This is a genomic window from Paenibacillus xylanexedens, from assembly GCF_001908275.1.
GTDB lineage: Bacteria > Bacillota > Bacilli > Paenibacillales > Paenibacillaceae > Paenibacillus > Paenibacillus xylanexedens_A.
On sequence record NZ_CP018620.1, the window covers coordinates 502,051 to 518,134 of the forward strand.

At 46.7% G+C, this 16,084-nt stretch carries 17 protein-coding genes; 4 read left to right on the forward strand and 13 right to left on the reverse strand.

Going from position 1 to position 16,084, the window contains the following annotated elements; translation table 11 throughout:
• Positions 1-1,308 (forward strand): VWA domain-containing protein, encoded by a 1,308-nt coding sequence (locus tag BS614_RS02055; protein WP_074092770.1) that lies wholly within the window; start codon positions 1-3, stop codon positions 1,306-1,308.
• A gap of 22 nt (positions 1,309-1,330) precedes the next feature.
• On the opposite strand, the gene BS614_RS02060 is transcribed toward BS614_RS02055, so the two are convergent.
• Positions 1,331-2,146: an SDR family NAD(P)-dependent oxidoreductase gene (locus BS614_RS02060; RefSeq protein ID WP_074092771.1), complete on the reverse strand. Its 816-nt coding sequence runs from the start codon at positions 2,144-2,146 to the stop codon at positions 1,331-1,333.
• 246 nt (positions 2,147-2,392) lie between these two features.
• On the opposite strand from BS614_RS02060, the gene BS614_RS02065 reads away from it, so the two are divergent.
• Positions 2,393-3,052, forward strand: a complete 660-nt coding sequence (locus tag BS614_RS02065) for a TetR/AcrR family transcriptional regulator (protein ID WP_074092772.1) — start codon at positions 2,393-2,395, stop codon at positions 3,050-3,052.
• A gap of 136 nt (positions 3,053-3,188) precedes the next feature.
• Here the strand turns inward: BS614_RS02065 and BS614_RS02070 are convergent, their stop codons facing one another.
• The 5 genes from BS614_RS02070 to BS614_RS02090 all read right to left on the reverse strand — a co-directional run bounded on the left by BS614_RS02070 (position 3,189) and on the right by BS614_RS02090 (position 6,458).
• Positions 3,189-4,250: an LLM class flavin-dependent oxidoreductase gene (locus BS614_RS02070; RefSeq protein ID WP_074092773.1), complete on the reverse strand. Its 1,062-nt coding sequence runs from the start codon at positions 4,248-4,250 to the stop codon at positions 3,189-3,191.
• A gap of 155 nt (positions 4,251-4,405) precedes the next feature.
• Positions 4,406-4,648 (reverse strand): pepsin/retropepsin-like aspartic protease family protein, encoded by a 243-nt coding sequence (locus BS614_RS32050; RefSeq protein ID WP_244898254.1) that lies wholly within the window; start codon positions 4,646-4,648, stop codon positions 4,406-4,408.
• A gap of 139 nt (positions 4,649-4,787) precedes the next feature.
• Positions 4,788-5,045 (reverse strand): hypothetical protein, encoded by a 258-nt coding sequence (locus BS614_RS02080; RefSeq protein WP_074092774.1) that lies wholly within the window; start codon positions 5,043-5,045, stop codon positions 4,788-4,790.
• Positions 5,046-5,154: 109 nt separating this feature from the next.
• Entirely contained in the window at positions 5,155-5,967 is an 813-nt protein-coding gene (locus tag BS614_RS02085) for a class I SAM-dependent methyltransferase (RefSeq protein WP_074092775.1), read from the reverse strand.
• 149 nt (positions 5,968-6,116) lie between these two features.
• Positions 6,117-6,458 carry a zinc ribbon domain-containing protein YjdM gene (locus tag BS614_RS02090; RefSeq protein WP_017691576.1) on the reverse strand — a complete coding sequence of 114 codons (342 nt, stop codon included), beginning with the start codon at positions 6,456-6,458 and terminating at the stop codon, positions 6,117-6,119.
• A 235-nt stretch (positions 6,459-6,693) separates the two neighbouring features.
• On the opposite strand from BS614_RS02090, the gene BS614_RS02095 reads away from it, so the two are divergent.
• Entirely contained in the window at positions 6,694-7,845 is a 1,152-nt protein-coding gene (locus BS614_RS02095) for a VanZ family protein (RefSeq protein ID WP_074092776.1), read from the forward strand.
• A 165-nt stretch (positions 7,846-8,010) separates the two neighbouring features.
• Here BS614_RS02095 and BS614_RS02100 read toward each other — a convergent pair whose 3' ends face one another.
• The 7 genes from BS614_RS02100 to BS614_RS02130 form a co-directional block, all read right to left on the reverse strand.
• Positions 8,011-9,468, reverse strand: a complete 1,458-nt coding sequence (locus BS614_RS02100; RefSeq protein ID WP_074092777.1) for a carboxylesterase/lipase family protein — start codon at positions 9,466-9,468, stop codon at positions 8,011-8,013.
• A gap of 280 nt (positions 9,469-9,748) precedes the next feature.
• Positions 9,749-10,843 carry a metallophosphoesterase family protein gene (locus BS614_RS02105; protein WP_074092778.1) on the reverse strand — a complete coding sequence of 365 codons (1,095 nt, stop codon included), beginning with the start codon at positions 10,841-10,843 and terminating at the stop codon, positions 9,749-9,751.
• Entirely contained in the window at positions 10,843-11,181 is a 339-nt protein-coding gene (locus BS614_RS02110; protein ID WP_051447260.1) for a DMT family transporter, read from the reverse strand. Before BS614_RS02110 ends, BS614_RS02105 begins: the two co-directional genes overlap by 1 nt.
• On the reverse strand, positions 11,178-11,948 hold the full coding sequence (locus BS614_RS02115) for an HAD family hydrolase (protein ID WP_244898255.1): 771 nt from the start codon (positions 11,946-11,948) through the stop codon (positions 11,178-11,180). Before BS614_RS02115 ends, BS614_RS02110 begins: the two co-directional genes overlap by 4 nt.
• Positions 11,949-12,109: 161 nt before the next feature.
• Positions 12,110-13,483 (reverse strand): ABC transporter substrate-binding protein, encoded by a 1,374-nt coding sequence (locus BS614_RS02120; protein ID WP_074092779.1) that lies wholly within the window; start codon positions 13,481-13,483, stop codon positions 12,110-12,112.
• A 37-nt stretch (positions 13,484-13,520) separates the two neighbouring features.
• Complete coding sequence (locus tag BS614_RS02125; RefSeq protein WP_244898372.1) at positions 13,521-14,336, reverse strand: carbohydrate ABC transporter permease; 816 nt, start codon at positions 14,334-14,336, stop codon at positions 13,521-13,523.
• Between the two features lie 89 nt (positions 14,337-14,425).
• Complete coding sequence (locus tag BS614_RS02130) at positions 14,426-15,301, reverse strand: carbohydrate ABC transporter permease (RefSeq protein ID WP_036671737.1); 876 nt, start codon at positions 15,299-15,301, stop codon at positions 14,426-14,428.
• A gap of 198 nt (positions 15,302-15,499) precedes the next feature.
• On the opposite strand from BS614_RS02130, the gene BS614_RS02135 reads away from it, so the two are divergent.
• Positions 15,500-16,066 carry a GbsR/MarR family transcriptional regulator gene (locus tag BS614_RS02135; protein ID WP_074092780.1) on the forward strand — a complete coding sequence of 189 codons (567 nt, stop codon included), beginning with the start codon at positions 15,500-15,502 and terminating at the stop codon, positions 16,064-16,066.
• The last annotated feature ends 18 nt before the right edge of the window (positions 16,067-16,084 follow it).

Below are 16,084 nucleotides of genomic sequence, written 5' to 3' on the forward strand. Positions count from 1 at the left end.
ATGACAGATTCGTTCATCCACTTAAACACAGGCCAGAATATCAGTATCAACGAATCCACCCAACTTCAGGTAACCATTCAATGTACATCATCTCCTTCTCCCTTGGATGTTAGTTGCTTTATGGTGAACGAAGAGGGAAAGGTCCCATCTGACGACTATTTTGTATTTTATAATCAGAAGGCCGATCCCCATCAAAGTGTGCTTCTGCAACAGGCAGAGGAACTGAAATCCTCTTTTGTACTGGATACAAATCAATTACGGCAGGCCCCTGTGGAAAAATGTGTGTTTACGGCTACTCTGGATGCGGGAGGGACTTTCGCCGATGTTCAGGCATGTCAGGCGATTGTACAAGCGGGTTCCCAGCAGATCACCTATGAGATCACACAGGTCACTGCGGAAACAGCACTTATTCTCATTGAAATCTATAAGTATCGTGACGGGTTCAAAGTTCGTGCGATTGGACGAGGTTTCTTTGGTGGATTGCAGCCGCTGGCAGAGTCATTCGGTGTTGAAATTGAGAGTAACGACACCTCGGAAGCCGAACAAGTTCTTCTCACGGCACAAGCTGAAGTAGCAGCGGCCTCTCCAGAAGTCTTGTCACCTGTTGCTGCACCAAACACGATTCATCCGCCGCTTAACCTGACCAAGATCGATCTCCTCAAGCGTAAAGTAACCCTGTCTCTGCAAAAGAAAAAGATCGAACCTATACAGGCACGTGTTGCCGTTGTATTTGATGCATCAGGCTCCATGTACCATCTGTATCGTAAAGGCATCGTGCAAGAAGCCTTCGAGCGTATCCTGGCGATTGCATCCGCTTTTGATGATAACGGAGAGCTGGACGTCTGGTTCTTCGCCAAAGACTTCTTGCGTGCACCTAGCGTCACCGCCAGGGATTTCGAGAATTATATTGAACGCACATATACGCTGGGAAGCAAAGGCGGTACCAATAACGAACCTCCTGTGATGCAGGATGTCATTCGCAAATATACGATCGAGGAACCCGATGTGAAGATTCCAACGTATATTATCTTTTTTAGCGATGGTGGAGTCAGTCAAAAAGGGAAAATCATGCGGCTTATTACCGAAAGCTCAACCAAAAACCTGTTCTGGCAATTTGTTGGCCTAGGCCAAGCCAATTACGGTATCCTTGAGAAACTAGATGATATGACTGGACGTTTCATCGATAATGCTGACTTTTTTGCTCTCGACGACATCTCCAAGATCAGCGATGAAGAATTGTACGATCGTCTCCTCACTGAATTTCCAGGTTGGATAAAGGAAGCTCGGGCCAAAGGCATTTTGGCCTAAAGCTTTTACCCTATACCACTAATCAGGCTTGTACTTTTTCTGGTTTAACACCCTCGGAACGTGGACGGAGCATACTTCCTACGATTCGCAACATGGACTTGCGTGGTATGAGACGGGTGAACTGTGCTGTCCAATAATTCCTGGCCCCTGGCACAGCATAAGGTTTGCCTGACTCCAGCGCCCTCATGGCTACGGCCACGACATGCTCAGGTGTATCACGTTTGCCCACCGAGGCTTCATCAGCACCCACCACATCAAAAAACGAAGTCTCGGTTGAGCCTGGGCATAGTGCCAAAAACTGAACGCCACGCTTCCTGTTTTCTTCGTATAATGCCTCTGTAAAAGAAAGTACAAATGCCTTTGTCGCTCCATACACAGCCATATACGGATCAGGTTGAAAGGCAGCCGTCGACGATACATTAATGACAGCACCATTTTTCTTCTGTAACATGCCTGGCAAGAAAAGATGCGTCATGTTCGTCAAGGCGAGCACGTTCAACATAATCTCCTCCTGTTGCCGGGAACCATCCAGTTGTTCAAAACATCCATGGGTAGCAAATCCCGCATTGTTGATCAGCATATCGATGTGTATTCCCCGATTCTGACATTCCTCATATACGTTCTGAGGTGCCTCTACTTCGGAGAGATCCGATACAATTACCTCAGCCCTTACTTGATATGTACGTTCTATACGTTCTGCCAATTGATTCAGTTTGGACTCTGTTCTGGCCACCAGCACGATATTTTTACCCTTGGAAGCCATTTCGAGTGCAAAAATTTCCCCAATACCTGAAGAAGCACCTGTAATAAGTACCCATTGATGCTGTTCCTTTATCATCTCTCATCCATCCTCTGTGCATAATTTAAACACTTGTTTTCATTAGGAAACACTGTTTCTGTATAGAATCATCGTAACCAAAATCTATGACGCTGTCAAATACATTTGTTAAATTTGAACCTAGAACGTGGTGCTTACTTATTAAACTCGGATTAAATTGACGTTATCCGGCGTAAAACAGTAGAATGACCATAAAAGGAAACGTAGTTTCTGTTCAACAACAATACGGTTACGAGGATGAAATCAATGAAGGATCTTAATTCGGGTTCCACGGAATCTGCACATACGGTAACAACCTTTCAGGAAGCCAGACTGCAGCACTCGGATAATCTGCGGCAAAATATTGTGCATGCTGCTGCTGCTTTACTGCAAGAGCATGGACCAGAAGCCGTCACGGTACGCCGTGTAGCTGAACGCATGGAGTGCTCCACCAAAATAATATATAACCTCTTCGGCAAAAAAGAAGGGTTAGCCAAACATCTGTATTTAGAGGGATGCTCCCTCATGGCCCAGCGTTTTGAAGTTATACCCCGGCAGGCATCGTTTGAACAATATTTCCGTGATCTTGCCCACGTCTACTGGGACTTCGGCATTTCTCAATCCAGCTTCTATCAGCTGATGTTTGGAGGATCTTTTTCCGAATTCAAACCAGATGGAGAGACCTTACAGGGAACAGCAACTGCACTGAAACAAGTGTCTGCTTTGGTGGAGATAGCGATTGAACAGGGAATGCTTCAGGTGCAAGATCCCCTGCTTGCGGTTCGGATGATCTGGGCTCCCTTACACGGTGTTATTCATCTGTATTTGGGAGGCCATATTGAGAGCGAAGAAGCTGCCAAAACCCTTTATGATCATACGTTGTCGATGGTTATACACTCCCTTGTGAGTACATCTGCCAATGGATAGACATTAAACCTGTGCTGTTTTAGATACTTTTAGAAGATAAACGAAAAAGGAGCAGCCCCATTGGCGTAATACGCCTAGGGCATGCTCCTTTTCTTCTTTGTTCGCTCTATTATAGTTCCATAACGGTTTCAGTCGATTAACGTGCCTCTTCGTTCTCAGCTTCCCAACGTGCAATTTCTTTACGCACGATTGGAGCGACTTCTTTACCAAGTAGCTCGATTGCTCTCATGACCTCGTTGTGCGGCATGGTTCCGAGTGGGGTGTGTAACATGAAGCGTGTAATCCCAACTTCTTTGCGTAGGTAAATAATTTTCTGAGCTACGGTCTCCACATCACCTACATACAATGCACCTTCCAGGCTGCGCGCCGCATCAAATGTCGCACGGCTGTAGTGTCCCCATCCACGTTCACGACCCAGTATGTTCATGACCGCTTGCGCTGGCGGGAAGAATTTCTCCACAGCTTCGTCTGTTGTATCGGCAATGAAGCCGTGAGAGTGAGAAGCAACGGTCAGTTTGGAAGCATCATGTCCCGCATGTGCAGCTGCTTTCTTGTACAGCTCCACCAGTGGTGCGAATTGCACCGGACGGCCACCGATAATGGCAAGCACCAATGGCAAACCCAGCAATCCTGCACGAACTACGGATTCCTGATTACCGCCACTGCCAATCCATACCGGAAGTTTCTCCTGTACCGGGCGCGGGTAGATGCCCAGATTGTTAAAGGAAGGGCGGTGTTTGCCTTCCCAAGTTACTTTTTCCGAATCACGCAGTTTGAGAAGCAAATCCAGTTTCTCGTCGAATAACTCATCGTAGTCGTTCAGATTATAGCCAAACAGTGGGAACGATTCGATAAATGATCCCCGCCCTGCCATAATCTCTGCACGTCCGTTCGAAATGCCGTCCAGTGTCGCGAAATCTTGATATACCCGTACCGGATCATGCGATGACAGCACGGTTACCGCACTCGTCAAGCGAATATTCTTGGTCTGTGAAGCTGCTGCCGCCAGAATGACAGCTGGTGATGAAGCGGCATAATCAGCACGATGATGTTCTCCCACGCCGTATACATCCAAGCCCACCTGATCTGCCAAAACAATCTCTTCAACAACATCCCGAATACGCTGCGCATGACTGATAAGTTCTCCTGTTTTTACATCCGGATTCGTCTCCACAAATGTACTAATTCCGATTTCCATTGTCTGTTCCTCCCTGGTATGAAGCGATCCGTTGTTCATCTTACCTATTGTAAGTAGATCACCTTTTGTTATGTATCTTAATATTGAACTATTTTGATGAAAAACACAAGTACCCTCTGTTTCCAGAGGGCACTTTTATGTTTATTTTCTATCGATTATGGCTTACCTATACTTAGTTCCATCAGGTTGGCATTAATTACAACACCGGTCTGTTTCATAAAATTAAATCCCAGAATTCCGTCAATCTCCAAACCATAATCCATATTTCCTATTTCAACTTGAAAATCATTAATCGTTGTTCCATCTACAGTTATAGAATCGAGCGACTTGGTATAAACATACTCTATACCGCCTACACCTCTTATAATCTCAACGAGATCATTCTCTTCAGGAACCATTCCTACTTCCCGAACTACATCTGCATTCAACAATGTACTGGCTGATCCGTATCCAAAAGGACTTTTTCTAAAAGTAGTACTTTTCCTCTAAATTCAAGTTTTATGCTTATGAAGGGTAAACCATAAATCTCTAAAATTTTCATCGAGGACCTCTCATGCCAACATATCGTTCTCTTGCCACAACTTCTGGACGTGAAGTGTGAAAAAAGCAGTATTCCCGTCTGGGATCTTCCTGATGCAATTCACCATAACGTTTTAGTGCCTTTGTAGAATCATCAAATGAATCAATCACTGCCATCTCTTCAATGTAACGCTGGCCTTCTCTAGAGTACGCCTTGGTTGCCTCAAAAACGACCCATTCATTAGGGAATCGCTCCTGAACTTCCTTCCATTGCATAGTGACACCTCCAGACCATTAGATAGAAATATTATATCATGTGGAAACAGTATTCCACGGGCTGATATTCTAAAATACATAGATTTTTAAAGCATTGCCTGTAAGTCTATTATTTCTTCCTCCCAATGTACAGCAGGTGAGACGAGATTCCCAATATGGAAGGGTCTTTGGCGGCTTCAATCATATATTGCATGAGTTCATCATACTCGCCACGCTCTTTCCAATATTGCTGCTGCTCATCCGTGAGCATCGCTCTAAGGCTGGATGATCCAATCAAATCAACGGACTCAAATCCATGTTGCTCCATGAAGGGCATAACGTCCTGAATATTAAAATAGTATGCTCCCGTAAATCGTCCTTGATCCTGATGATTGAATATACCCTTCTCCACAAAAGAACGGATGGCTGCCATGTTATCATTCGGTTTCCAGTGCTGCGGAGATTGCAACGAATTGATACTCATGCGCATTCGGCTCTGCATGGCTACAAACACCACGCCCCCTCGCTTGGTCACACGGTACAACTCCCGTACAGCAGCCGTGCGCTCTTCGTCTGTCTGCAGATGATACAACGGCCCCAGCATGAGGGACGCATCGTACGTCTCGTCAGCCATACCGGAGAGCGAAGTCGCATCGAGAACATGGAATCCATCGAATTGCTGTGTCAAACCAAACTCCTGAGCCTTTTGCCGCGCAGTATCCACGGAGGAAGGTGTCAGATCCGATAAAGTGACTTGGTACCCCAGCTTCGCAAGCTCCATGGCATACTTTCCTGGTCCTGCGCCATTATCCAGAATATGACCGTTGGCAGGAAGATACTCTCTGATGTAATGCATGTTAATGATGAATTCAATTGGTTCCCGCTCCAGTCTGCCCCACTCATCAAACCCGGAATAATATTCAATAATGTGATCTCTCTTCATCGCTCTGACACCTGCCTTTTCTTATATGTAGACTACTCATCCATGTTCAAAAAAATTAAATTCCAACCAGTATATATCTACTAAATATTTCCTGTCAAACAAAAAAACGTTCAATTCCCATTGAATGCGGAACTGAACGTTTTTCGATCTTATATCTTTTTCACAAACTCAGACTTCAACTTCATTGCACCCAAGCTGTCGATCTTGCAATCAATATCATGATCTCCATCAATCAGGCGGATATTCTTCACCTTCGTGCCCTGTTTGACCACGAGTGAGCTACCCTTAACCTTCAGATCTTTAATGACGGTAACGGTATCACCATCACTTAGCACATTTCCGTTGGCATCGCGGATTACTTTTGCATCCTCTGCGTTATCATTGTCTGCTTCCAAAGACCATTCATGCGCACATTCCGGGCAAACCAGCAGGTTACCATCCTCATACGTGTACTCTGAATTACATTTGGGGCAGTTAGGCAAATTAGACATATGTATTAAACTCTCCATTCTACGATTGGCATTCCCGCAAGTATACGGGATTTCGACGGTATATTCCATACGCTTGGTCACTGCATGGATGGATTTAAACCAAATTTAAGGTTCATGCATCCCTCACTTTAAGGGTAACTACTTATGATGTAACTATTAGATACGCACTACACATACATGAATTTTAATGTCTATATGAATGTTATTATATTTAATACCAAAGGAGTTCCTGCTCATGTCCTCATATGTTTTCCCTGTGCAAACGGCTTTTTTGATCTTTGTATTTGTGGCCATGTTCTTGCTGGTGCCGTGGTTGATCTATGGTTATCGTAAAGACGGTTTCTTCAGCTGGTCACGGTTTGGCATCAGCTTTTCGTTTATCTTTTATATTCTGGCCGCCTATTGCCCCGTCATTCTCCCGTTTCCGACTACGCGAGATACCTGTGCGCAGCAAGCCGCTGACACGATCTACTACAATCTGGTTCCATTCACTTTTGTCAAAGACATCATGAAAGAAACACCCATTGTATGGACCCAGCCATCCAGCTATATCGGAATGATTCAGGGCAGAGCCTTCTTACAAGTTCTATTTAACGTCCTGCTCCTTATGCCGCTGGGTGTATATATCCGTTATTTTTTTCAAAGAAGAGCCTTCTGGAAGTACGCCCTGCTAGGCGGATTCGGGCTTTCCTTATTCTTCGAGATTACCCAGATCACCGGATTCTACGGGTATTATAATTGTCCTTACCGTCTCTTCGATGTGGATGACCTGTTGTTGAATACTTCGGGAGCGGTCATTGGATTTTTCACAGCGCCCATCCTGCTTGCTTTATTCCCATCACGTGCAAGCATTCAGGCGAAGAGTGAACAGATCGTGGAGCAAAACCGAGTGTATACTATGCCTCAATTGCTCGCGTTAATTATCGATGGAGTCGTTGTTGTCTTCCTTTCGAATCTAATCTCCATCTTTACAGCGTCTGATGTGATCAGTGATGCGCTAAGTACATCCATTGCTATGGTCATTGTGCTGTTCTTCATACCTTGGGTGCGAAATGGGGTAACTCCAGGCTCGGCCATCTTGCGATTCCGCTATGTGAATCGTCAGACCGGCACACCCACCAGTGAATCGTTATTCAAAAGATTTGCCGCACTCTATGTTCCATGGCTGCTCGTTACGATCATTCGCTTGGTCAACGATTATGCTTTTTCAGGTCATCAGGATGTTATGCTTCAACCTTATCAAATGTGGATCTCCTTGGGGACATTCGGTATCTATATGTTAGTCTACGCCGTGCTCTTTGTTCATGTCTTGATCGTGCTCTTCTCCCGTGGAAAACGTTCCTTCTACTTCGATGAGGTGTCCCGCACACGTGCCTCTCGTAAATAATGTTTGGAGTATAACAAGGCATAATGTACCTCTATTCAGTGCTTACGTTCTGCTTATTATTCAGCCGGATTACAAAAAGAGGACGTTCATTATGAGATGAACGTCCTCTTTTGATCGGGCTCATAGCAGTTTTTCAGAGTATTTATACACAATAACCCACCTGGATTATAACCCTAACAGCTCTCGCTTGGCTGCATCCGGATCATGTACGATCTCAATCTCATGGTTGAAGATTAGTGTCGCACGATCCTGCTCATATTCAGGCCAGTTCACACCTGCAACTTCAGGTTGACCATTCTTGGCAAAGGAAATCCAGGCATCCTGTACCTTGAGGGCAAGTGCCGCCGCAGCTTCATCCGGCTCCGCATTCATGAATTTGAGGACATGCAGTGTATTAAACACAAAGAACATTTCGATGCTATGAATCGCTCTTTTTAACAAGGGATGTTCCGGCATCACCCAATCAAATCGATACATCCACACCGGGGCATATTTCTGCTGTGCCGCAGCATATTGCAGCGCTGAACGCCAGAAGAACATATCGGTCATGACTTGGGCTTGTCCATCTGCCGTTTTTGGATAACTATCCGCGATGGCTACCCGGTTCTCCAGATCTGGCGTCATAAAGTCTACGCCCTGAACCATATCGATTTCTTTTGAAAAAGGTACATGTGGCTGGATGAACAGTGCACCCTCATGTAATGTCGTACCAATCAGCACCGGAATATCCTGCGCTGAGCCTTCGCTCACTGCCTGAAGTGGCACCTGTGGTAGTGTCTGCCCATCCAATACAGGTTGGAAGAATAATGCCATACCTGCCCCGCTCTGCTGTTTGACCGTATCACCGGCTGCAATAATCTGCTCTACAGGAATTGTATTTAACTTCTGCAGGTTGTCCCGGTCCACCCCAAGAATCTTTAACATCCCTTCCCGCAACGCTGCAGCTTGCTCTGCCGGCATGAACTGGGATGCACCGCTCTCCATAATGGCACGTTGGAACAGTCCTTTGGCCGCTGGCATCGCCATCAGTGCTGCAATACTCATGCTGCCTGCTGATTCGCCGAACACCGTAACTTGATCCGGGTTACCACCAAAAGCAGAGATATTATCCTTCACCCACTGTAATGCCGCAACCTGATCCAGCAGACCTGCATTGGATACATATGAATCACCTAATGGAGCCATATGCAGGAAACCCAAAGGTCCTAATCGGTAGTTGATCGTCACAACGATGACGTCCCCCCGAACCGCTAACTGTGTACCATCATACATCGGCTGGCTACCTGAACCTGTTACAAAGGAACCACCGTGAATCCATACCATGACCGGCAGTGGTGTTGCTCTTTTTTCCTGAGGTGCCCAGATGTTCAGATATAGACTATCTTCTGACTCATTCGGAATTTCTGTCTGGCCTTCTGGTTGATGATTTCGTGGTTGTATATTCTCAGGTCCAAATTGCGTGGCCTGTCTGATTCCATCCCATGACTCGGGCTGTACCGGAGCCTTGAAACGCAGCTCACCTACTGGAGGTTTCGCATAGGGAATGCCTTTCCATACGCTTGCATCGTGCAAAAGTTCGCCTTGAACGGTACCATATGTCGTTTGAACCTGAAGTTCTCTCATGCCGCTTCTACTTCCTCTCCGTAAATAGGTTAAATTAACGATTAAGTGCATATCATGTGTACTTATTTTAGTATAGTTTGTAGTCATACCCATTTACAACTTTACCCAATTCTAGCCTCCCCTGCTACGTTTCACGTGGAACTTTATGGGGTGGATGATCTGATACAAATCCTTAAGATGGATACCAAAAAGGCCACCCATTAAGCAATGTCATCAAGTTTAACTTGTCTTAATGGCATTGACCCTTAGAGTAACCCTGTCCTTTTCACCACCCAAATAACTACCCTTTTACAGGATAACGCACCGTAAACTCAACACCCTCAATCCATTCACCCGCTACAAAGTCCCGTCCCTTCATAACCACTCGATCCTTATAAATCTCCACATGAAGCCCTTCGCTGCCCTCCAGATGTTCATCCTGATCCGTCCAGAGATAACCTACAGACGACGCATTGAACATCGTTGGCATCTTGCCTGCACCATCGTACATCGTATGCTGTGCCTCCAGTTGCCAATGGGTATGTCCCGAGAAAAGGATCGCTTGCGGGTATTTGGCTAGAACGGCCTTGAGTTCCGCATCCTGATTTACACCATACCAGCCTTGTTCCTTCATCGATCCTGCCACCGTATCCATAAGCGGCTGGTGTAAGAAAATGAAGATGGGGTGATCTAGTGTTGCACGCTCAGACAATTTTGCATCCAGCCACTCCAATTGTTCGGCCGACATATCACAATCCTTCGGATGAGGTTGCTCGGTGCCCAGGAATATATAATGATACCCATCGATCCAATGATCATGGTAAGAGCCTCTCATACCTGTTGTCCCTTCAAAATCACTTAATCGACGCTGCCATAACCCGGCGACTGTAATGGGGTCTACTCCTGAAGAGATCGGTCCCCCGCCTTGGCCCTCCTGCTCAGAAGTTACAGCAGACAACGTATAGGTTCCGCCGGATAACTGCTCAATCAGTGCAGCTGATTCAGCAGCGGTTTGTTTTGTGACCAGCTCCATATCTGCTTCCTGCTCCAACAACTCGGCTACTTCATCCTCTTTCATCTCAAGCAAAACGATCGGCGGATCTTGCCATACCACGGCTCCAATATCATGATTACCTACCGTGTACCGGATGTCTGGCAAACTCTCCGCATGTCGCTTCCATATGCGTTGCAACTCACGATATTCGCTCGGCAGCCCCCGATCCGTCACATCGCCCACATGCATAATCCCGCTACTCCCCTGACTGAATGTAGCTATGTCGGCTAATGCTTGGTCCAGATGCCGGTTATGAATATGGTCTGCCTCATCTCGCACATGTGTGTCTGTAATGACCTGGAAGCTAACAATAGGTTGCTCCGGTGTATGTTCATTTCCCATCAAGAATCACTCCATTTCAGTCCAATAATGCCAATCAGAATAAAACCGATCCAGACCATCGACGTGAGCCGCAGACGTTCACCAAAATAGTAATGCCCTACGACGCCAATAAGCGTAATGCCCACGCCAGACCAGATAGCATAGGCCACAGCCAGCGGCATATACTTCACTGCAAAGTTGAGAAAGGTAAAGCTTGCTCCATAACAAACAAACATCAACACCGAAGGCCATAACCGCGAGAATCCATCCGATACTTTCAGCAAAATGGTAGCGCTCAGCTCCAGCCCGATGGCCAGTGCCAACAGTACCCAGCCCAAGTAGGCGTGACTGTTTGTCATCGATTCAGCCCACCATTCAGCAATTCATGGAAGGATTGAATCGTTCTATCCGCCAAGCGGATTTTTCCCGGTTCTCCAATGCCCATCCTGTACCCCGCACCAGCGGTTCGTGCCATCTCCATGTCTCCGTCCGTATCTCCAATGACCACGGTATACTGCACGGATACACCCAACCGTTCACAGGCAAGCAGTAGCATATCGGGAAAAGGTTTGCCCCGCTCCACCAGATCTGTACCAATCACCACGTCAAAAAAGGAATCCAGTCCCATCCACTGTAAATGTTTAATTGCACTGGGTGTATCATCTGCCGTCACGACACCCATAGCGACACCTTCGCTACGGCACTGTTCAAGGAATTCTTGAACTCCCGGTAACGGACGTGCCGGACGATGCTGCTCCATCTCTTCCTCCGCTCGCGCCAAACACTCCCGGACCATAATCTTGGATTCCGCCCAGCTGAGACCCGCACGATATCCATGCCACGTCAGCACGGCATACACTTCATCCATCGTGCCCATCGCAAGCGGGCCCCGCACATCATACCCATTCATTCGGCCTTGATCATCGTGGAATGTACCCCAGATCTGTGGGAATTCATCTGTGTCGATACGGAGTCCTCTAGTCGCTAACTGTTTTCTGAAGTCATTCAACACACAATCGGTCCAGAATCCCCACATTCCCGTAAAATCAAGCAATGTCCCGTCCTTGTCAAACAAAACGGCTTCAACCGGATTTGGTAATCCGTCCACATACATCTCATCTTGCATTGGTTAAACTCCTTGTCTGCGATCTTGTATGAACGGAAATGACGGTACAGCATGTACCGCCCTTATCGCGTGAGTTACTTATAGTGATTAGTGATACGTTATGTTTACAATCTGGTCAGGTTCACGACCGAGTCTCTTGGAAACAGTTCTTGTCGATATCGTTACTTCGTTACCCGATCCAGTTCCTTCTGCGCCTTCTCTTTCGCTTCCTTCAGCGCTTGTTCCGCTGGCATATTATTGATCTGTACCTGATCAGCTGCATCTTTCAAAGCATCATTGATCTTGCCACCTGTTGGATCCTGGAATGGAGCCGAAGCGTGAGCTGCCTGTTGCAGTGGTACAGTGATCTGTGGATTTTCCTCACTGAATTTCATAAACTCTGGATCTTGTTGAGCCGATTGACGTACTGCAATATATCCAGTGTTCATGGACCATGAAGCTGTGTTCGAAGTTTCAGAGAAATACGTAAGCCATTTGTATGCTGCCTGTTGTTGTTCAGGCGTTGCAGCTGACGGAATACCTGCCGATATGGCACTTGCTACCGGTTTTCCTTCACCAATACCTTCCCAGCCTGGTTGTTGCATTGCAGCGACTACGCTAAAGTCCAAGTCGCCTTGGTCACCACTAGATCCGGTGTAACCTGCTGCTTTATTTTTCATCACATCATCAATCGTTTTGTACCAGTACTCCCAGCCCTGACCTCCATAATGAATGCCCATAATCTTGTCTTCGTTAATCCATTTACGGAACAAGTCCCATGTCTCGATCCATTCCGGAGAGTCGATCATAACGGTTTTGCCATCGTCGCTAAGAATCTGTCCGCCTTTACCCAGCACGGCATCAATCATATTGTCTCTACCCCACATCGGTTCCCAACCGTAGAAGGTGGTCTTGCCATTTTCTTGTTTGCTCATCTTCGCAGCCGCCTCAGCCAGCTTCTCCCATGTCGTCAGAGTTGCTGGGTCGATTCCGTTCTCCTTGAACGTATCCATACGGTAGTACATGATCTGAGTTGTACCGTACATTGGCAAAAAGTATTGCTTTCCATCCACCTGTCCCTGGTTCAGGAATGTCTGAATGAAATCGTCTTTCTTAAAATTCGGATCAGCGGCAATCATCTCATCCATAGGTGCATAATATCCTTTACGTGCCCAGTCTATATTGGAGCTGAGTACAGCGGCTGGAACCTTCTTGGAAGCAATTGCTGCTTGCAGCTTCTGTTCCGTTTCCGTGTAATCTGCTTGTACAATCCCTTTTACAACGACTTCGTTCTGTGAGGCGTTGAACGCATCAATCGTCTTTTTCATGTTATCGCCCAGATTACCACCCAGACCATACCAGAACTCAATCTCCACCGGATCTTTCGCCTGAGCTTCGGTTCCACTGGCGGCAGCCGTCGTGCCTGATTCTGCGGGTGCTTGTGTTCCACAAGCCGTCAGTAGAGCAAAGCTGGTCGCGAGTACCAGCGACATGCCACCCTTCCAGTTCAACCTCAATCTCTTTTTCCATGTCATGCTTGCCTGACTCCAGTTCATTGTTGTTCCTCCCGTTTTAGGTGAATGGTAGTGCATATCAGTTCTTGTTCACACCAGCCGTAATATTCACGCTCTGCATGATCGTCTTCTGGGTGAACAGGAAGAGAATAAGTAGGGGTGCGATGGTGAAGGCACTCGCAGCCATAATCTGAGGCCAAGCAAGTCCATATGCCCCGCCCTCTACAAAGAAACTGCGCAGACCCGCCGATACCAGCTGTAAATCAGGGTCTTTGGTGATGAGCATAGGCCAGAAATAGTTGTTGTACTGTTCAATAAACGTAATCAGCACCATCACGGCGAAGCTTGAGCGAACAAGCGGCGTGATAATCGTCCAGAGAATCCGGAAGTGGGATGCACCGTCCAGCTGTCCGGCTTCCACCAATTCATGAGATACCTGCATGAACGCCTGCCGGATCAGGAAGATCGAGAACACGCTGACACAGTTGGATACAATCAAGCCCGTGTAGGAATCTAGCAGGTTAAGTTCGCTAAGTACCAGGTAACTTGGCAAATACACGGCTGTACTCGGTATCATATAACCCACCAGAATCAGGGATGTCAGTACACCTTTGAGACGGAATTTCATATGTGTCAGGGCGTACGCCATCATACTGGAATTGACGATCTGAAATAGACAGATGGCTAAGGCTACCCCGGTACTGTTCAGGATGTAACGTGCTAATGGTGCCGCGTTCCAGGCATCCACATAGTTGCTCCATAGGAACGTCTCCGGCCAAAAGGTCGGCGGAAACTGCCAGATCTCATCATTGGTTTTGAATCCGCTGATGACCATCCAATAGAAGGGAAAGGCTGTACCCAGCGCGATAATGGCTAACAGAAGGTAGCGGATCATTTTACTTATTTTAAAATTCGGTTGTGACACGTTCTGCAACTCCTTGCGCTTCATCCGTTTAGACTTTTTGTTGGGCAATGTCATTGTCATTAGTAGTGCACCAGACGTCTGCCAAGCAGGAAGGATACTCCCGACAGCAACACGCAGATCAGAATGATCACAACGGCGATGGACGAAGCTTCACCTACATTAAAGGATTCAAATGCAGACTGGTAATACATGTACAGCAACGTTCTCGTTGATCCCGCCGGTCCGCCCTGCGTCATGACATTGATCTGGTCATAGGCTTGTAAGGACTGGATAGTAAGAATAATCGAGAGAAAAAACGTCGTTGGTGAGATCAGCGGCAATGTGATACTTCTGAATTTGTCCCAACCGTTTGCCCCATCGATTGAAGCTGCTTCGAGCAGATCGGAAGGTAGATTTCGTAGCGCAACGAGATAAAATACCATCGCCCACCCAATGGACTTCCAGAGCGTGACGATCAGAACAGCAACCAATGCCCAGTCCGCGTCACGCAACCAGCCGATCGGAGATACGCCTACCCAGCCCAGCATCAGATTAGCGAGTCCCACTTCGGGCTCGAAGATCCAGGACCACGCAATGGACACCGCAACTGTTGGGGTGACCCAAGGTGAGAAGAGTAATGTCCGGAAGATGCCGGATGATTTGATTTTGCTATTCATGAGCATCGCAAGTGCCAATCCGCCCACAATGGTTGGGATTACACTTCCAAGTCCGAATAACAAGGTTACTTTCAGTGATCGATAGAATTCAGAGTTTGTCAGCAGATAACTGTAATTGTCCAAACCAACAAACAGCTTGTCCGGGCTCATGAAGTCCCAATCGGTGAAACTGAGATAAACGATATATCCCAGAGGTCCCAGCCAGAAGATCAGCAATGGGATTAGAGCTGGCAGCGTGAATAGTACCGCCTCAGACTCCCTCCATAGTTTTAAACGCAAATCCCCCACTCCTTACTGTCCAATTTTTATTTAATGATTGGGAATTTTTGAGTATAATCAGCTTTATATTTCTTCTGTACAAAATTGATTGTACACTCGTATTGAAAATTCTAATTCCGGCTTATGTTAAAATTGGAGCAAGTCATGTAAAATATGAGGCAGCTAGTGGGAACGCTATCATAAACCAGAGGTGACATTGTGGGAAAAGAAACCGCCGGGAACCCGAATCATTCTTCGTTACCTGATCGGCATGCGCTGAGGGAGAGAGTTATTGAGGCTATCGCCAATACGATGGATCTATATGGGGTTAATCACACGTTTGGCAAATTGTACGGCATCATGTATTTTGAGGATCGACCGATGACACTTGAAGAGATGAAAAACTCGATGAATATGAGCAAGAGCAACATGAGCTATGCGGTTCGTTCGCTTACGGAATCACAGATGATCTATAAACTGGAGGAAAAGAAGGAGCGCCAGGATCAATATCTGGCTGAGACTGACTTTTATCGTACGTTCCAGAATTTCTTCGGGGCCAAGCTCCAACGGGAAGTAGATGTCATGTTAGAAGGCATTCGTGAGGTCATTCCTGACCTGTCGGCAATGATCCTTTCGGAACATACCTCTTCCGTAGATCGAGATGATGCACTGCGTGATCTGCACAAACTCCAACACGCGGAGCAGTATTATATCTGGCTACAAGGATTTGTGGATCAGTTGCGGGATGGTAAGTTTTACGAGAATTCTCCTTCGAAGAACGACTAATGTGCGGTAGTGAAAGAG